The sequence below is a fragment of the Pseudoalteromonas sp. B160 genome, assembly GCF_037162485.1.
GTDB classification, from domain to species: Bacteria; Pseudomonadota; Gammaproteobacteria; order Enterobacterales; family Alteromonadaceae; genus Pseudoalteromonas; species Pseudoalteromonas rhizosphaerae.
The window spans coordinates 856,689-874,489 of the sequence record NZ_JARLUX010000001.1; the positions used below are offsets into that span (position 1 = coordinate 856,689).

Below are 17,801 nucleotides of genomic sequence, written 5' to 3' on the forward strand. Positions count from 1 at the left end.
AGAAACGATATCAGTTAGTGTAAACTATTGTAGCAATTTGTTTAACTAGCTTTTTAGTTGGGGCGGCTAAACCAACCTCTATTGACTGGTCCAACGGGTACCAAACTAGTTGTCGCTCATTCACCACATCAGGCACTTTATGCAAAGTGAGTACATGCGGATTAATAGTTAATTCAAAGTGCGAAAATATATGCGTAAAAGGCTCAATTGGCACAGTTGTAACAGCAAGCCCTTGCTGCGCTAAAAAAGTATCTAACTGAGATTTTTGCTCAAATTCAAAAAAACTAAATAAACCGCCCCATATTCCTGAGTTAGGCCTTTTTTCCATCAATACTTGATCATTACATTGAATAATTAATTGATGGCACACTTTCTTTGGCACTGCTTTTTTAGGTTTTGAATGAGGGAACTGTTTTACCTGCTCAGTCTTATACGCTCCACAACGCGAACGCAACGGGCAAGGTTGGCAGTCAAACTTGCTACGTGAGCAAAGGCTTGCTCCTAAATCCATCATTGCTTGGTTAAACTCAGTCACTTGTTTTGCTGGAGTTAACTGCTCTGATAGTTGCCATAATTGGTTTTCAACTTTTTTGACTCCGTACCAACCTTCAATCATAAAAAATCTGGCAAGCACACGTTTTACATTACCATCTAATATAGGATGATGTTGGCCAAGAGAAAGCGATAAAACAGCTCTTGCAGTCGAGCGCCCAATACCTGGCAAAGCGACAACCTCGTCTAACGTTGTTGGAAACTCACCTTTGTATTGATCTCGAATTATCTTTGCGGTTTTATGTAAATTGCGAGCTCGAGCATAATAGCCCAATCCGGTCCAGTGATGCAGCACGTGATCTTCATCTGCATTTGCTAAAGCGATAATATCTGGAAAACTTTGCATAAACTTTTCAAAGTAAGGAATAACTGTGACTACCTGAGTTTGTTGCAACATCACCTCAGACACCCACACCTTGTAAGGTGTTTTATTTAATTGCCAAGGTAAGGTTTTACGCCCATGTAATTCATACCAATCGACTACTTGCTGAGAAAACCAGCTTGCTTCACTGTTGTTTAACTTCAAAATAATTACTTTTTAAACCCGACTCTTAATGGCGCTCAGTCTATTGCAGTGAGTTAAAATATCAAGTTATAAACATACACAAAAGATAAGGCCTTGTGATCAACGCCGTGGTCAGGGATAATACGCCACCATTTTAAGACATGTTGTTTTCATCAGGCCAAAATATATGAGTGATTCAAGTAACGATAACCTTGAGCAAGCGATGCAAGAAGGTAAATATATTCGTACCATTCGCAGTTTTGTTAAGCGCGAAGGTCGTTTAACCAAAGGACAAGCTGCGGCAATTGAAAAATGCTGGCCAACCATGGGGCTTGAACATCAACAAGGCATGCTTGATCTAGCCCAAGTATTTGGTAATGACAACGACGTTGTTTTAGAAATTGGTTTTGGCATGGGTAAATCATTGGTCGAAATGGCCAAGAGCGCACCACACCTTAACTTTATTGGTATTGAAGTACACCGCCCAGGTGTTGGCGCATGTTTAATGGATGCTGATGAAGCAGGCATTACAAACTTACGTATTTTTGAGCATGACGCTGTTGAAGTATTTGCTGATTGTATTGCAGAGGGCAGCATTACTACGGTGCAACTATTCTTCCCTGACCCATGGCATAAAAAACGCCACCATAAGCGTCGTATTGTGCAACCTGCATTTGTAGAGAGCTTGCGTAGCAAATTAAAAATTGGCGGTGTATTCCATATGGCAACAGATTGGGAAAACTACGCTGAACATATGCTTGAAGTAATGCAAGTAGCGGAGCATTTTAAAAACCAATCTGAGACTAACGATTATGTACCACGTCCTGATTTACGTCCCTTGACGAAATTTGAGCAACGCGGCCATCGTTTAGGTCATGGCGTTTGGGATTTAATGTTCGAGCGTATTAGCTAAATTAATCAAAACAACTTTAAGGCAAAGCCATTTATGAGCGCATTAACTAATCCAAGTTCACTTTTACTACGCAATAGTGCAAACCTAATGGCGGACTCTATTTTAGTAGTTAATTTTGTGCAAGATGGCTTTTTGTCACAACTGCGCCAGTTAAATCCAAACAGCAAGATCAGCGCTTTTAGTTACAACCATGCTAATGGTGAGTTTGCTAAAAATATCAACAGTATTGATGTTTGTGTTAGCCATGAGATAGCCGGTCAACACTTTGACCTCGTTATTTATTATTACCCAAAAGCAAAACCTGAAGCATTGATGACGTTGGACAATATTCGCGCGGTTATCAACCCAGACGCTGAGTTACTGGTGGTTGGTGAAAATAAAAGTGGTGTGAAATCGATTGAAAAGCAATTTAGTAGCCACTGTGAATACAGCAATAAAATCGATAGTGCCCGCCATTGTGCTTTGTATTTATTCACCGAGATAAAAACCTTAGCTGAGTTTGTTATTACTCGTTACCATAAGCAATTTAATGTTGATGTTGCTGGCGTTAGTTTTAATGCCATCAGCGTACCTGGTGTATTTAATCACGGTGAACTTGATGGCGGTACTAAAATACTGTTAGAGAATGCACCTGTAATTAAATCTGGCAATGTACTGGATTTTGGCTGTGGCGCGGGTCTTATTGCGACCTTCTTAGGTTTAAAAAATCCAGCTTTGAATTTTACCTGTACGGATGTTAGTGCTCTTGCAGCTTATGCAACCACGCAAACATTGGCACTTAACGGTGTTAACGGTAGCGCTTTACTGAGTGATGGGTTAGCAAATGTAACTGGAAAATTTGAGCTTATTATTTCAAATCCACCATTTCATACCGGTATTGCCACTGATTATACTGTTGCTGAACAGTTTTTAAGTGGTGCTAAACAGCACTTGACTAAGCAAGGCAAGTTAACCATTGTTGCAAACTGCTTCTTGAAATACCCGCCAATTCTAGAAGCTCAGTTCGGTAGTTATCAAGTAGTACACAAAACCAATAAGTTTTCAGTGTATAGCAGTTAATTGCTGCTATAACCTCACAAACGCTGCCAAATAATATAAATGGCAGCTTTTCAACAAAGTTATTATATTTTTTAGTCACTTTGATAGGTCTTTGCTAGACTTACAGCAACTAGATAAAAATTAAATAACTTGGCCTTCATTACAATAATGTCTAAATCAACATCGCCAACAAGTATTCGCAAAGCACTGATAAGCGCAGTCATGCTTGTTACTGCCTTGTGTTTATCGTTATCTATTTCTATTTCAACCTACCTAGATGTCAAAGAGCAAAAGCAATTAATCGTCAACAAGCTCAATATTCTCGCTGAAATAATCGCTTTTAATGCACAAGTAAGTGTACTGTTTGATGATAGGAAAACCGAAGAGCAACGCCTTAAATCTTTCGAAAAAATTCCACTCATTAAAAACATACATATTTATGCAATCGACGAAATATCAAATAAAGCAGTATTTTTTACCAGTTTCAATGCACGAAAAACCCCACCAGTGCCACTTCGAGTTGATAGTATTGAGCAACTTCAAGAACCTAGAATCACTGAAGACTACATAGAGCTAATCAAACCAATTACTTACGAAGGTGATATTAAGGGTTATGTGTATATTCGTGGTGGCTTAGAGCGCCTTAACGCCTATATTAACCAAAAAATTCTTATTGATATCCTTTTAACGCTATTCGTTTTAATACTGGTTTATTTTGTCGCAAAACGAATTCAAAAGCGTATTGCCGACCCCATTGACCAATTAAGTACGTTGCTGCAAGATGTTTCGAAAAATCATAATTATAGCGCCCGAGCTCCGAAAACTAATATTACCGAAGTCAATATGCTTTCGAATAGTTTAAATATCATGCTAACTCGCACACAAAATCAAATAGAGCGTCATAAGAATGATAAGCAAGAAATTAAACAGTTAAACCAAAGCCTAGAAGAAAAAGTAAATCAACGTACAATCGCACTCCGAGAGGCAAATCAAGAGTTGCTAACAACCCTTGAGCGAATGCATCAATACCAAAACCAAATTGTTGAAAGTGAAAAAATGGCCTCTTTAGGGCAGATGGTTGCAGGTGTTGCACATGAAGTAAATACACCGATTGGTTTAGGGATCACTGGTTCTACCCTGCTTCGCGATAAACTGGCAGAAATAAGTCTAGGGTTTGAGCAAAAAACCTTAACCTCAAACCAATTGAAGCGCTTTATCGACAATGGCATAGAAAACTTAGACCTTATCTATCGAAATTTAAATCGTGCTGCGGAACTGGTATCCAGCTTTAAAAAAGTAGCAGTAAACCAAGATGGTGAGCTTAATTCGCTGATCAATATGCATGATCTTATAACTAACGTAATGCTTTCTATGCGTACTGAACTAGAGATCAAGGCTCCTAAAATCGTTATTCATTGTTCTGAACAATTGATGATCGAAAGTAAAGCGGGTCCCCTACAACAGGTATTACAGCAATTATTAAGTAACTCGATAATCCACGGCTTTAAAGATAATAAAAATAACGAAATAGAAGTCACAGTGGAACGTAACGAAAGTAGCTTGATCATCAACTATTACGATAATGGTATCGGAGTTGATAAAAGCGTTAAAAAACGCATTTTTGATCCCTTTGTTACCACTAAGCGCGGCGAAGGTGGCAGTGGTTTAGGTATGCATTTAGTTTACAATTTAGTCACACAAGCCTTAGGAGGCAGTGTTTACTTTGATGATCAAAATATAGAAGGTACGCGCTTTATAATTACCTTGCCATTAACAGAGGCAAGTAAAGTATGAGATTAACAGGTTTATTACTGGCTCTGATGCTGCTGTTTCCTACCTTTTTACAGGCCAAATCCCCTGAACAAGTCAAATCGGCGTTCCTATTTCAGATTGCAAAATTCGTCGAGTTCCCTAAAGTTAACAATAAACAGGCTGTGACTTTTTGTTTTTATGACGTTGAACATGGGATTGGTGAGCTATTAAAGGATAATTCGAATCTTAAAATTAACGATATACCGATTGAAACCGTATTAATTAATAAAAAACAGCAAATTTCTGAACTTTCTCGCTTTTGTGATATCACATACATTGATGAAACAATGGAAGATGATATAATTCCACTTTGGATCGATACCATTTCATTAAGTACCTTAACAGTTGGTGAGAGTATCAGTTTTTTAGAAAAAGGAGGCGTTGTCTCTTTGGTCCAAGAAGGGAATAAAATCCGACTGTATATCAATAAGCAGCAGTTGTTGCGCAGCAGTTTTAAAGTGCAATCTCGGTTATTAGCTGTTTCTAAATTTCATCCGAATTGATTTTACTTGTTAACAATTGGATATACTCCTATAATCACTAGTATTCGGTTTTATAATACAATACCGAATTAATTGTAAATAAAATATTCCGAAAAAGGTTAATTAATAATGCAAACGCCAGTCATTCTGATTGTAGAGGATGAAGACGTAACTCGACTAAACCTCGTTAGTTTATTTGAAGCTGAAGGTTACAAAGTTATTGAAGCCATTGATGGCGATGACATGCATGACAAGCTTACAAATAATGATGATGTGAACCTTGTAGTTATGGACATCAACCTGCCAGGCAAAAACGGGCTAATACTAGCGCGTGAATTACGTCAAAAGCGTAACGTTGGACTTATTTTCCTGACCGGTCGTGATAATGATGTAGACCGTATTTTAGGCCTAGAAATTGGCGCGGACGACTATATTACTAAGCCGTTCAATCCTCGTGAATTAACTATTCGTGCTCGTAACTTGCTTTCTCGTACTGCCCTTGGTGGTGAAGAATCAAGCCTTGAAACAAATGGTGTGATCACATTCAATGGCTGGGAACTTGACGAAAATAGTCGCTGTTTAACATCGCCAAATGGTGATGCCAAACGTTTACCTAAAGGTGAATACAGAGCACTGCGTCTAATGCTTGACTCTCCGGGCCGTATTTTCAGTCGTGAGCAACTAATCAAGCATATGACTGGTCGTGAGTTACGTGCGAATGACCGTACCGTTGATGTAACGATCCGTCGTATCAGAAAGCATTTTGAAAGTGATAACAGCACATCTGAGCTTATCAGCACCATCCATGGTGAAGGTTATCGTTTCATTGGTAAAATTGATAGTTAATATCTGTTTTACCAAGTAATGACAGCATTAACGTTCTAATTGCTGTAAGAATAAATGAAGGGCATGTTGCCCTTCATTTATTTTATCTGCCAATATTACTAACCAAGTCTTTAATACTTCATCACTTTCTTCAATAGAACCATGTTCCATGGTCTTAGCGTGTAACTGTACATCATTTAAACCAACTGAACCTGCAGCACCTTTAAGCTTATGTGCTACAGACTTATACTCTTCACGGTCACCAGCTGCTAATGACGTTGCTAACTCTTGCTGATACTGTGGATTTAGCTTTTCAAATAAACTGCTGCTGCGCTTAAATGTTACTATGCCCATCGAATTAACAAAATCTTCAATGGTTTCAACATCAAGTAACTCTACATTGATATTTTCACTGGCTTCTTTGCTAACCGTCAGGCGTGTTTCATCAGACTGTTGTAGATGTTTAATATCAAATAGTTCAGCCAGCATTTTATCAAGCTTCGTGGTATTGATAGGTTTAGCTAATGCGCCTTGAATTGAGATCCCTTGTAACTCTTCTTCGGCGCTACGCACATTAGCCGTAAGCGCGACAATAGGTAACTTATCAAAATGGCTATCGGCACGGATCTGTCTTGCTACTTCATCGCCATTAATATCTGGCAGTTGCATATCTAGCAGTACTAAATCCAGATCATCCTCAGTTTCAACAAACGACAATGCATCTTCACCGGTTTCAGCCCAGATAACTTCATGACCACGTTGCTCAAGTAAGTTAGTGGCGATTTCAGCATTAAGCGGCACATCTTCAACTAGCAAGATATTCAAACTACGGCCAACATAACTTTGTTCAGCCGGAGCGATACAAAGCGCCAGCGGTATTTCAACCACAAAACAGCTGCCCTCTCCTTCGGTACTGCTTACATGTAATTGTCCTTTCATTGCTGTAACCAAAGCCTTGGTGACCGCTAAACCAATACCTGATCCTATCGCATTAGTACCATTTAAATCCGGCGCTTTATAATACATATCAAAAATACGATGTAATTGCTCTTGTGGAATACCTTGCCCGGTATCTGTTACTTTCATGACTAACCACGCGCCATCCGCACGATTTTCCCGAGCACACGCTAATTGAACTTTACCTTTTTGGGTAAATTTAACCGCATTATTTATTAAGTTCCATACCACTTGGCGTAATCGGGTCGGATCTAGCTGCGCATAAATATCCAGCATACCTTTGCGCTTAATTTCAAACTCTAAGTCTTTTTGCTCAGCGATCAATCCTGCAAAGTTAACCACATCATTAATAAAATCAGAGACGTTTATTGAGTCGGTAACAATATCGAGTTGTTCGCGATCTATCTTATCTAAATCTATAATATCATTAAAAATATTTCCTAATGTTTCAGCACTAGAAAATACGGTGTTACACCAACTACGTTGCTGCTTATCCAAGTCGGTGTCTAGTAACATACGGGTTAAACCCACAATACCATTGAGTGGAGTTCGTAATTCATGACTTAGGGTGGCAATAAATTTCCCTTTGTCTTTATAAGCGGTTTCAAGTGCTTGAGCTGCTTCTTTGCGGCTGGTGATATCACGCCCAAATGCTAATAAGCCAATGTAATCACCGTCATCATTAATAAATGGGAGCTTGCGCATTTCAAACCAACGGTTTTCATTGCCTACAGGGTATTCAACATCAAGCGTTAAAGCGGCGTGAGTTTTTTCGACTTTGTTATCAGTTAGTAATACTTCCGGTAAGAATTGCGTTGGGTAAATCTCCTCTGCAGTTTTACCTATTAACTCGTCACTTGATTTCCCCATAACCTCTTCAAACATTTTATTACAGCCGGCAAAAACACCATTGTTATCACGGTAATAAAATAAATCAGGGGATGAATCAACAATAGAGCGCAGTAACATGCCTTGTTGAGCAAGCTCTTGCTGGGTTTTTTTACGTTCAACTATTTCTCGCCTGAGTTCTTCGATTGCACGGTGCTTGGCATGAAATGCCATTTTACGTTCATCTATCTCTACATTTAAGCGATTGATATTATCTTTTAAAGTTTGATTTAATAATTTTTCTTGCTTAGTGGCACTATCTAAATACGCATAGGAAGCATCTAACTGGCGGATTGAATTGATCAACACACTGATAATAATGGGCGACACTACTGCAGTAAAAAATATCACGGCAAGCACATCGACAAGCATCACCTCGCCTACTGCAACATAATAAAACATACACGATAATATTAATGCCAGTACTAATAGTAAGACATAACAAATAGTTGCGGTTTTGAATTCACCAAATCGAGTAATTAAACTAGAAAGTATTCGAGCCCATGGACTCAAAGAGGAATCGATCATATATAAATCTGTCTCTTAGCTATACATATAAGTATATAAAAAATCAGCTGACTACACAGCTATAAAAAAACGACTAGTGTTAGGATTTTAGCACTTTTGCATTAACTATTTTCATGTTCCGCGACGAAAACAGAAAATTTTCATCTACCACGTATTTTTTATTTATTTCGTGTAAAATATTGCGCTTTACAATTGCCAATAACGAGATTTTCCATGCAAAGCAACATGCCCGATATAGCAGATACGGCTCCCGCCTTACAAACAGGTAAATTAGACTGGGTTGGTATGGCTGATATTGAACTGCCTTTTTTATTTGAATCTCGTGATCTTGCGCCTATTAATGTCAACGCTAAAGCTCGTGCTTTTGTTAATCTTCACAAAGAAGACGCAAAAGGTATTCATATGTCGCGGTTATTTTTAGCGCTCGATACCCTGTCAACTGAGCAACACGTTAACCCGCAAACTATTGCACAAGCGCTCGATAGCTTTATCTCTAGTCACACTGGATTAAGCGACCAAGCTAAAATTGAATTTAAGTTTGAACTACCGCTGCGCAGAAAATCACTCCTTAGCGGCAAAGCGGGTTGGAAAAGCTACCCGTTGACCATAGTGGCAAAAATTGACCGCGGTGTACTTAGTTTTGAATTAAGCCTTGATGTAACTTACTCATCAACTTGCCCATGCTCAGCGGCATTAGCTCGCCAACTTATTCAACAAGCCTTTGTTGAAAAGTTTCAGCAGCATACTCTTAGCCATGAAGAAGTGGTCAACTGGCTTGGCAGTACCGATGGCATAATCGCCACACCGCATTCTCAACGCTCTATTGCCAATGTAAAAGTCAAACTAGATAGTAGCATCCGTGAGTTTGATATTTTAAGCTTGATCAATACTCTTGAAGATGAGCTTAAAACCCCTGTACAAGCGGCAGTTAAGCGTGAAGATGAGCAAGAATTCGCCCGTTTAAATGGTCAAAATCTGATGTTTTGTGAAGATGCTGCGCGTAAAATCAAAGCCGTGTTAGAAGATGCACAATACGCCGATTACTGGTTACAAATAAACCATTATGAATCTCTGCATGCCCATGATGCTGTAGCGATTGCAGTAAAAGGAATTGCTGGCGGATACCAGCCATAACTTAGCTGTTATAAAGTGTAACTTCATTACAACTGGGCACGTAAATTGCTAAGTAATTTATAGTGTCAATTTGTTGTTGTGGAGTTACCGTATGGAATTCGCTTTATTATCAATTTTAGTATTAGTCGTAGGGGCATCTGTTGTTGCGTCAAAGTTTACCGATGATGGCGGAAACCCTTACCCATTCACGCGTAAAACCAGTGTATTTACGCAAGTTGAAAGCTCATTCTTAAACCTTTTAGAACGTGCTGTAGGCGATCAATATAAAATTGTTAGCCGTGTAAAATTAATCGATATCATCGATTGTAAAAAAGGTTTATCTGCTAAAGCTAAACGTGCTGCAATCGCTAAAGCAAAAAACAAACAACTGGATTATGTGCTGATTGATAAAGAAAAGATGACGATTGTGGCAGCGGTTGACTTAGTAAACAACGCCAATAAAGATGGTCATAAAGCACAACGAGACTGGTTTGTTAATGGTGCACTTGAAGCTGCTGGCATTCCACATATCCGTATGAAAGTTAAATCTGGCTATCGGCCATCAGAAGTACGCGAAGCAATTATGTTTAAGCTTGGCAAGCCGACAGCACAAAGTAGTCGCCCGACACGCAACCGTGTTACTAAGCCGGCGGTACTATCTCCTTCGCAAGCTAAAGCCCATTCCACAGCTTTAGCTGAAATATAAGTTTTCTTAAACGATAAAATGCGAGCTTTTAAGCTCGCATTTTTGTTTTTTATCGCTAACTTCACGTATAATCTAAACATCTAATTAGAGGAATTTAAAATTATGAATGTCGGTATTATTGGCGCGATGGAGCCAGAAGTTAAAATTTTGCGTGAAGCAATGCAAAATCCACAAATTCTAACTAAAGCAGGTTTCACTTTTTATACAGGTGAATTAGCTGGTAACACTGTGACTTTAGTGCAATCAGGTATTGGTAAAGTCGCCTCTAGTATTGCAACAACGTTATTAATTGATAATTTTCAACCAGACTGTGTGATCAACACAGGCTCTGCCGGTGGTTTTGATCCATCTCTGAGTGTTGGCGACGTGGTAATTTCATCTGAGGTACGTCATCATGATGTTGATGTAACCGCTTTTGGTTATGAAATTGGCCAAGTACCACAGATGCCTGCTGGTTTTGCCGCTCACCCTAAATTAATAGAGGCTGCACAACTAAGTGTTGAAAGCATCAGTGACGTGAAGACCCTGATCGGCTTAATTTGTACTGGCGATTCATTTATGTGTGATCCGGTGCGTATTGATAAAGCCCGCGCGGACTTCCCTACTATGTTAGCTGTAGAAATGGAAGGCGCTGCCATTGCACAAGTATGCTTTTCTTTAGCTACACCGTTTGTAGTGATCCGTTCAATGTCTGATATTGCAGGTAAAGAGTCACCACAGTCATTTGAAGAATACCTAGAAACCGCTTCAATAAACTCATCAAAAATGGTGGTCGCATTACTAGAAAAGCTGACTACGGTAACGCTCTAACGTGTTACTCAATTTAGTTCAGCAACATTTGGACTTTATTGTATTTATATTAGCGCTCCTTGCTGAGCGCTTTTTACCTTTGGTAAGCTGGTATCACCCAAATACATTTTTAACTGCGGTATTTAGAGCTCTTGGGAAACGCGTTTTTCGAAAGAGTGAACCTGCAAGTTACCAATATTTGTCATCCTCGTTGTGTTTCACCTTAGTCATTTTAGTGATCATGACCTTGGTAGTCTTACTGCTTGAATTCGCCTATTACCCTGAACTATTAGCTGGGTTAATTTTATACCTCAGCCTAGAGTGGCGAAGTGTAGAAAGTAAAGCGCTGCGCATTGCACGACTCGTTAAACAAAATCAAAAGTCTACAGCCCGAGAGTTATTAAAACCGCTACTTGCTCGTCAGGTAGATAAATTATCAGGCCCAGGTCTTTGCAAAGCTATCATGGAAACGCTGATCTTAAGAGTTGCTCGTCATTACTTTAGCGTTATTTTCTTTTATCTACTATTTGGCCCTATGGCTGCACTGGCTTATCGCTTACTGACTTTGATCCACCAAGCTTGGCGCAAAAGATATTATGCCTAATAGCCCATTTTTAAAATCACTTAGTTGGCTATTATATATTCTTGAGTGGTTACCTACGCGGATATTGGCGCTGACTATTGCAGCAAGTAAAGCCAGTAAATTGAGCATTCATTATATCAAGCATTATGGACGACATTTTTATCAAATAAATAGTGGCTGGTTATTAAGTTGTTGTTCGGCCTCTGTTGGTGTGCAACTCGGTGGCCCTGCCATATACCAAGATACTCGATTTGATAAAATGCGTATTGGTACTGAACGTTTACCGCAGGCTGATGATATTACTGTATTGATCAATCGGCTAAATCAAGCGCGTGGCTTTTGGTTACTGGTTATATTTGGCATCGAAATCATTAAAACAATGTTGTAGATCACAAAGAGTAAAAAACCAGCCGAAGCTGGTTTTTAAAACTGAATTTTCATTCTTTACCTATTAAGCACAGGTAATATTTGCAAACTTACGCTTACCAACTTGATAAATAGCTGTGCTGCCTTTTGCAATTTCAAGCTTAGTATCAGTGACCTTTTCTTCGCCATTGATTTTAACTGCGCCTTGTTTGATCATTCGCATAGCTTCTGATGTACTCGCAACTAAGCCTGCTTCTTTAAGCAAGTTAGTAATAAATACGGTATCTTCATCAATCGTTACAGTCATATCTGGGATATCATCCGGTAAGGCATTTTTTTGAAAACGTTTAATAAAATCTTCATGCGCACCAACAGCTGCCGCATCGCTGTGAAAACGAGCAATCATTTCTTTTGCTAAATCGATTTTAATATCACGCGGATTAGTACCTTGTGCAACCTTTTCTTTAAGCGCAGCAATTTCGTCAATTGATAAGCTACTTAGCAAATCATAATAACGCCACATCAGCTCATCACTAATAGACATGATCTTACCAAACATATCGTTAGGGGCATCAGTAATACCAATGTAGTTACCTAATGACTTAGACATTTTTTGCACACCGTCAGTGCCCTCAAGTAAAGGCATCATTAATACGGTTTGTGGCTTTTGGCCTTCGTCTTTTTGTAGCTCTCGACCCATTAATAGATTAAAGCGTTGATCAGTACCACCGAGCTCAACATCAGCTTCAAGCGCAACTGAATCCCAACCTTGCACTAATGGATACAAAAACTCATGAATCGCAATTGATTGTCCGCCAGCGTAACGCTTTTTAAAATCATCACGTTCTAGCATACGAGCAACCGTTTGACGTGCTGCTAGCTTGATCATACCTGCAGCGCCTAAATTCTCCATCCAAGTTGAATTAAAAGCAACCGTGGTTTTAGCCGGATCAAGAATTTTAAATACTTGTTCTTTATATGTTTCAGCATTTGCCAATACATCTTCACGGGTTAGTGGCTTACGAGTTACATTTTTACCCGTTGGGTCACCAATCATACCGGTGAAATCACCAATTAAGAAAATCACTTCATGACCTAAGTCTTGGAAGGTTTTCATTTTATTAATTAGCACAGTGTGACCTAAGTGTAAGTCAGGTGCAGTTGGATCAAAACCAGCTTTGATCTTTAGCTTTTTACCAGACTTTAGCTTTTCGACTAACTCGTCTTCAATTAATATTTCTTCAGCACCGCGTTTTATCTCTGCTAGAGCGGTTTGTAAGTCCACTATGTATTACTCCAAAAAATTCAGTCAGTCTGGTGATTCTAGCGTAAATCCGCGCCAGTTTAAATCTACAAAACACTGGTATTAACGCTTTATTAAGTATATCCTGCAATATTAGTGATTAATTATCTTGACAGCAGGAAAAGGCACGTTATGGTTCGCGTTGTGCACACTCTCCCAAAAAACACAAATTGCTTATTTTAGGCTTGGTTTCTGCTATTGCTGCTTTAACACTCATTCCTTCAGAAAAAGCCACCGCCTCTAAAGACAATAGCGCTGATGCGTTAGAAATTGGCAAGCGCTACGAATTACAAATTAAAGTTGATGACGTTGAGCAATTAACTGAATTAAATTCGCAAGAAGATGCAGCAAAACTCCCAGAATACGATCTCATCGATTTCGAAGTTAAAAACGGTGACAATTTAGCACTTATTTTCAAACGCGCCGGATTCTCGGCGCAAACCGTTCATAAACTGCTTAATACCAATGCAGAAACACGTAAACTTAGTAAAATTCACCCTGGTGAAACATTAAGCTTTGCTACCGCCGAAGATGGTTCTTTGGCACAGTTACGTTATGTGATTTCAAAAACAGATACCCTGTTCGTTACATTAAATGAAGAAGGTAACTACGATACGTCTATTGATAGTAAAGAAATTGAAACATTAACTAAATCAACAGGCGGAGAAATTACTAACAGCTTTTGGACCTCAGGTATTGCTGCTGGTTTAAGTGAACGGCAAATAATGAACTTTGCTGATATATTCGGTTGGGATGTGGATTTTGCCAATGATATCCGTAAAGGCGATCAATTTGGTTTAATCTATGAATCGCATTATGTTGATGGCGAGTTTATTGGCACAGGTAAAATTATTGCCGCTGAGTTTATTAACCAAGGTCAACGTTACGCGGCTATCCGTCACAGCGATGGTACTTTTTACACGCCTGAAGGGCGTAGTATGAAAAAAGCATTTTTACGTGCACCAGTTAACTTTAAATATATTAGCTCAAGCTTTAATCCGCGTCGTTTACACCCTGTAACAGGACAAGTAAGAGCACACCGTGGGATTGACTACGCAGCTCGTACTGGAACGCCAGTAGTTGCCTCTGGTAATGGTAAAGTAATTAAAGCTGGTTACAGTAAGTATAATGGTAACTATATATTTATTAGTCACGGCACACAGTACGTCACTAAATACCTACACCTTAACAAGAAACTAGTTAAAACGGGTCAAAAAGTTAAGCAAGGTCAAAAAATTGGTACTGTCGGCTCCACCGGTCGTGTAACAGGCGCGCACTTACACTACGAGTTTTTAGTTAACGGCGTTCACCGTAACCCTAAAACGGTTAAGTTACCGAAGTCAGAGCCTCTGCCTCGCGACGAGCTTGCTAAGTTTAAACCAATAGCAGATAACTTCTTAGCGCAGCTAGAGCGCAACCGAGAGCTACAGTTAGCGCTTAAGTAAAGCGGCCAGAAAATATAAAACCGTTGCTATGCCAATAGCAACGGTTTTTTTGTGGAGCTGTAGCCATAAGCCATAAGCCATAAGCCATAAGATTGTGTGTTCTGACCCCGATAAAATAGTCACGCGTTAATTTACAATAAAACAAAACTAATCAGCAACTAACTGTATACATCAATAGCAGCTTGAATTTTGTCCAATGTTACTGCTCTCTACCATTTGGGTGTATTGCTGCATTTAGAAAAGTGAAACGAAGTTACTAATTATATACAGCTGTTTATTTGATGACTAAGATAAATACATCGTAATATGGAGATTTGTCGGTTTATAAAACGACAAATGTCGTAGATAAAATTATTAGGCAACCCTATGTTTAACATCTTCAAAAAGGTAAAGTTTGAGCCCGAATTCCCAATCATAGAGTTGGATTTAACTCCTGATAAAGTATTCAGAAAGCTATCGACTTTCTCATCAGTAGAAAGGATTGAAGATTCAAGTAAAAAAGACATAGATTTTGAATTTGTTGTTGAAAATGACGTAACTCGTATTCACGTAGGCTTTGCGAATGATAGGGTTTCATACATAAACTATCTCACAGATCAGTTTAATAGCAGTGAGAATGAAAAGGCGGAGAAGCTTAATTGGTTTTTGGAATATTACGGCAGCAAGGAAGAGTATGGTGAGCCAAATAACACTGCCTATATGATATTTTTTCATAACACCAAAAGTAAACTCTCAATTGTATACGGGCTTCACATGGGAGCTATTCGTGTCAATAACCTTGCAGATGCCTAACAAGTTTGTCATACGGAACCCTTTTGCTACGTTTAGTTTTGACTGGCTTTGTCATTGTGCCCCCATCAATGATTCTGTATGAAACTAGACAACCAAGAATTACATGACTTATTAGTCAAAAAACATGTTAAGTACTTCATCTGCAAACTCACTTGCAACAGCAATGAAATTTATTGAATAAGTAGGACAACAAGGACGGAGAAGCGATTTATTTCTCATGCTGAATATGTATCCAAATATCTATCGATGATTTTAAACCTGTTGAGGCTAAATAGTACAAGCTAAAAGTTTGACTTCACACATAATGGTTCATGAATCGTCAGTTATTGCATTTAAGACATCCGATAATGCTGTGCATTGATGCAGACTGGCAGGATATTTTTCGTTGGGTTTCGGGGTGTTCAACCACAACCTACGCAGGCAATTTTAACGCTGGGCAACTTACTGCTTCTAGCTGCCCTGAATCTTAAAACTGACGGCTACGCTCTATCTCACCAACACATAAATCAATTGCACAACCAATGAAATCATCACTAATGGCCAGATGTATTTGGCATATTTAGTCGCACCATCTAGGCCCATTTTAGACTGATACTTTTCAAGTAGTGGCACAAGAATGATTAATGCAACAAACAGTGAAATTAAAATCACGAAGATATTCATACCATTCCTATTTAATAAAATATCTATCGAGTATACCTAGGGTCTGTTTATCTTTCGAGGTTAAATTTGCAGCTGCGCGTTTGGTTTTTAGGCAAGGCAGAGCCTATGTAGTGTGGTTATTCCCCATAAATAGGAGATAACGCGGCATAAATGCCAAACACGCGCTGCCCGAAGGGTTCTGCCTAGGGGCGATTAACTCTTTGTTGCTCGATTTTTACTTAGCCCACTAGGTTACAAATCTCGCGCCGTGATTAAATCGCCCCTAGTTTGAGCAAATTTTAACCCTGAAAGGTCAACAGACCCTAAGCGCAAAAAAAGCGCAGTAAATACTGCGCAGTCGGTTGGAAGTAAAAGTTACCTCACCATACTCAGCTCGCTGGGTATAGTTTAATGATTTATTTAACCTACCAGCGCTAACAAGATACCTGCAACCACAGCACTACCCAGTACTCCCGCAACATTTGGTCCCATTGCATGCATTAATAAGAAATTATGCGGATTATTCTCCAGACCCACTTTATTAACTACGCGTGCAGCCATTGGCACAGCTGATACACCAGCCGCGCCGATGAGTGGATTGATTGGTGATTTAGAGAACTTGTTCATACCTTTTGCCATAAATACACCTGAAGCTGTACCAATTGCAAAAGCCAAGGCGCCGAGTACCAAAATACCAATTGTTTCTACGGTTAAAAACTTATCTGCAGCAAGCTTAGAGCCTACAGCTAAACCAAGGAAAATAGTGGTGATATTTATGATCTCGTTTTGTGCACTATTACTTAAACGGTCAACCACACCAGACTCTCGCATCAAGTTTCCTAAACAGAACATGCCTACCAGTGGCGTTGCTGCAGGTAAAAACAAAATCGTTAAACTCAATACCATTAACGGAAAAATAATTTTTTCCTTTTTTGATACGGTGCGTAACTGTGGCATTTGAATTTTACGTTCTTCTGGTGTGGTTAAAGCCCGCATAATTGGCGGCTGAATAATTGGCACCAACGCCATATATGAGTATGCAGCTACGGCGATAGCACCCAATAAATCAGGAGCAAGTTTTGAGGCTAAGAAGATTGCCGTCGGGCCATCTGCACCACCTATAATCGCAATTGCTGACGCATCTTGTAAAGAAAACTCAAAACCTGGTACATAGTTTAGTAAAATTGCGCCAAACAAGGTTGCAAAAATACCAAACTGAGCTGCAACACCTAGCAATAACATACGAGGATTAGCTATCAAGGCACTAAAATCAGTGAGTGCACCAACACCCATAAATATTAATAATGGGAATACACCGGTATCAATCCCAATATGATAAACGTAATACAGCAAACCACCAGGGTCTGATAAGCCCGCTACGGGGATATTTGTTAATATTGCCCCAAAGCCAATTGGTAATAATAATAACGGCTCAAAGTTGCGCGCAATTGCCAGATACAACAATAAACACCCTACTGCGATCATAATAAGCGCAGGAAATGTAAAATTAGCAATACCTGTTGCTTGCCAGAGGTTTAATAATGCTTCCATCCTCTGAGCTC

Annotated in this window: 14 protein-coding genes and 2 pseudogenes; 11 read left to right on the forward strand and 5 right to left on the reverse strand. The window is 39.2% G+C overall.

Annotation, left to right across the window (positions count from 1 at the left end):
* Positions 1-10: 10 nt before the first annotated feature.
* Positions 11-1,078 (reverse strand): A/G-specific adenine glycosylase, encoded by a 1,068-nt coding sequence (gene mutY / locus P4S61_RS03955; protein ID WP_442961543.1) that lies wholly within the window; start codon positions 1,076-1,078, stop codon positions 11-13.
* Between the two features lie 166 nt (positions 1,079-1,244).
* Here mutY and trmB point away from each other — a divergent pair, with 166 nt between their 5' ends.
* The 5 genes from trmB to arcA all read left to right on the forward strand — a co-directional run bounded on the left by trmB (position 1,245) and on the right by arcA (position 6,148).
* Positions 1,245-1,970, forward strand: a complete 726-nt coding sequence (gene trmB / locus P4S61_RS03960) for a tRNA (guanosine(46)-N7)-methyltransferase TrmB (protein ID WP_337117813.1) — start codon at positions 1,245-1,247, stop codon at positions 1,968-1,970.
* 33 nt (positions 1,971-2,003) lie between these two features.
* Positions 2,004-3,029: a 16S rRNA (guanine(1207)-N(2))-methyltransferase RsmC gene (gene rsmC / locus P4S61_RS03965; protein ID WP_145237552.1), complete on the forward strand. Its 1,026-nt coding sequence runs from the start codon at positions 2,004-2,006 to the stop codon at positions 3,027-3,029.
* A 147-nt stretch (positions 3,030-3,176) separates the two neighbouring features.
* Positions 3,177-4,802 carry a sensor histidine kinase gene (locus tag P4S61_RS03970; protein ID WP_145237555.1) on the forward strand — a complete coding sequence of 542 codons (1,626 nt, stop codon included), beginning with the start codon at positions 3,177-3,179 and terminating at the stop codon, positions 4,800-4,802.
* Positions 4,799-5,323, forward strand: coding sequence for a YfiR family protein (locus P4S61_RS03975; RefSeq protein ID WP_145237558.1), 525 nt, complete (start codon positions 4,799-4,801; stop codon positions 5,321-5,323). Before P4S61_RS03970 ends, P4S61_RS03975 begins: the two co-directional genes overlap by 4 nt.
* 108 nt (positions 5,324-5,431) lie before the next feature.
* Positions 5,432-6,148 (forward strand): two-component system response regulator ArcA, encoded by a 717-nt coding sequence (gene arcA, locus P4S61_RS03980; protein WP_016709833.1) that lies wholly within the window; start codon positions 5,432-5,434, stop codon positions 6,146-6,148.
* A gap of 27 nt (positions 6,149-6,175) precedes the next feature.
* Here the strand turns inward: arcA and arcB are convergent, their stop codons facing one another.
* Positions 6,176-8,500: an aerobic respiration two-component sensor histidine kinase ArcB gene (gene arcB / locus P4S61_RS03985; RefSeq protein WP_145237561.1), complete on the reverse strand. Its 2,325-nt coding sequence runs from the start codon at positions 8,498-8,500 to the stop codon at positions 6,176-6,178.
* A 213-nt stretch (positions 8,501-8,713) separates the two neighbouring features.
* Between arcB and folE2 the strand changes: the two genes are divergently transcribed.
* From folE2 to P4S61_RS04005, 4 genes and pseudogenes are all read left to right on the forward strand, one after another.
* Positions 8,714-9,634: a GTP cyclohydrolase FolE2 gene (folE2, locus tag P4S61_RS03990; protein ID WP_182732442.1), complete on the forward strand. Its 921-nt coding sequence runs from the start codon at positions 8,714-8,716 to the stop codon at positions 9,632-9,634.
* 91 nt (positions 9,635-9,725) lie between these two features.
* The gene (locus P4S61_RS03995; protein WP_145237569.1) at positions 9,726-10,319 is read left to right on the forward strand and encodes a DUF2726 domain-containing protein; all 594 of its coding nucleotides are present in this window, start codon (positions 9,726-9,728) and stop codon (positions 10,317-10,319) included.
* A 102-nt stretch (positions 10,320-10,421) separates the two neighbouring features.
* The gene (gene mtnN / locus P4S61_RS04000) at positions 10,422-11,129 is read left to right on the forward strand and encodes a 5'-methylthioadenosine/S-adenosylhomocysteine nucleosidase (RefSeq protein WP_145237572.1); all 708 of its coding nucleotides are present in this window, start codon (positions 10,422-10,424) and stop codon (positions 11,127-11,129) included.
* A gap of 1 nt (position 11,130) precedes the next feature.
* Positions 11,131-12,079, forward strand: a pseudogene (locus P4S61_RS04005) (cobalamin biosynthesis protein CobD/CbiB).
* Positions 12,080-12,142: 63 nt separating this feature from the next.
* Here P4S61_RS04005 and tyrS read toward each other — a convergent pair.
* Entirely contained in the window at positions 12,143-13,342 is a 1,200-nt protein-coding gene (tyrS, locus tag P4S61_RS04010) for a tyrosine--tRNA ligase (protein ID WP_145237578.1), read from the reverse strand.
* Positions 13,343-13,492: 150 nt separating this feature from the next.
* Here tyrS and P4S61_RS04015 point away from each other — a divergent pair.
* Positions 13,493-14,805 (forward strand): annotated as a pseudogene (locus P4S61_RS04015) (peptidoglycan DD-metalloendopeptidase family protein).
* Between the two features lie 366 nt (positions 14,806-15,171).
* On the forward strand, positions 15,172-15,597 hold the full coding sequence (locus P4S61_RS04020) for a hypothetical protein (protein ID WP_182734484.1): 426 nt from the start codon (positions 15,172-15,174) through the stop codon (positions 15,595-15,597).
* Positions 15,598-16,083: 486 nt separating this feature from the next.
* Here P4S61_RS04020 and P4S61_RS04025 read toward each other — a convergent pair whose 3' ends face one another.
* Both P4S61_RS04025 and P4S61_RS04030 read right to left on the reverse strand, forming a co-directional pair.
* On the reverse strand, positions 16,084-16,260 hold the full coding sequence (locus P4S61_RS04025; protein ID WP_167542971.1) for a hypothetical protein: 177 nt from the start codon (positions 16,258-16,260) through the stop codon (positions 16,084-16,086).
* Positions 16,261-16,659: 399 nt separating this feature from the next.
* Positions 16,660-17,790: a sodium ion-translocating decarboxylase subunit beta gene (locus P4S61_RS04030; RefSeq protein ID WP_337117814.1), complete on the reverse strand. Its 1,131-nt coding sequence runs from the start codon at positions 17,788-17,790 to the stop codon at positions 16,660-16,662.
* Positions 17,791-17,801: the final 11 nt, after the last annotated feature.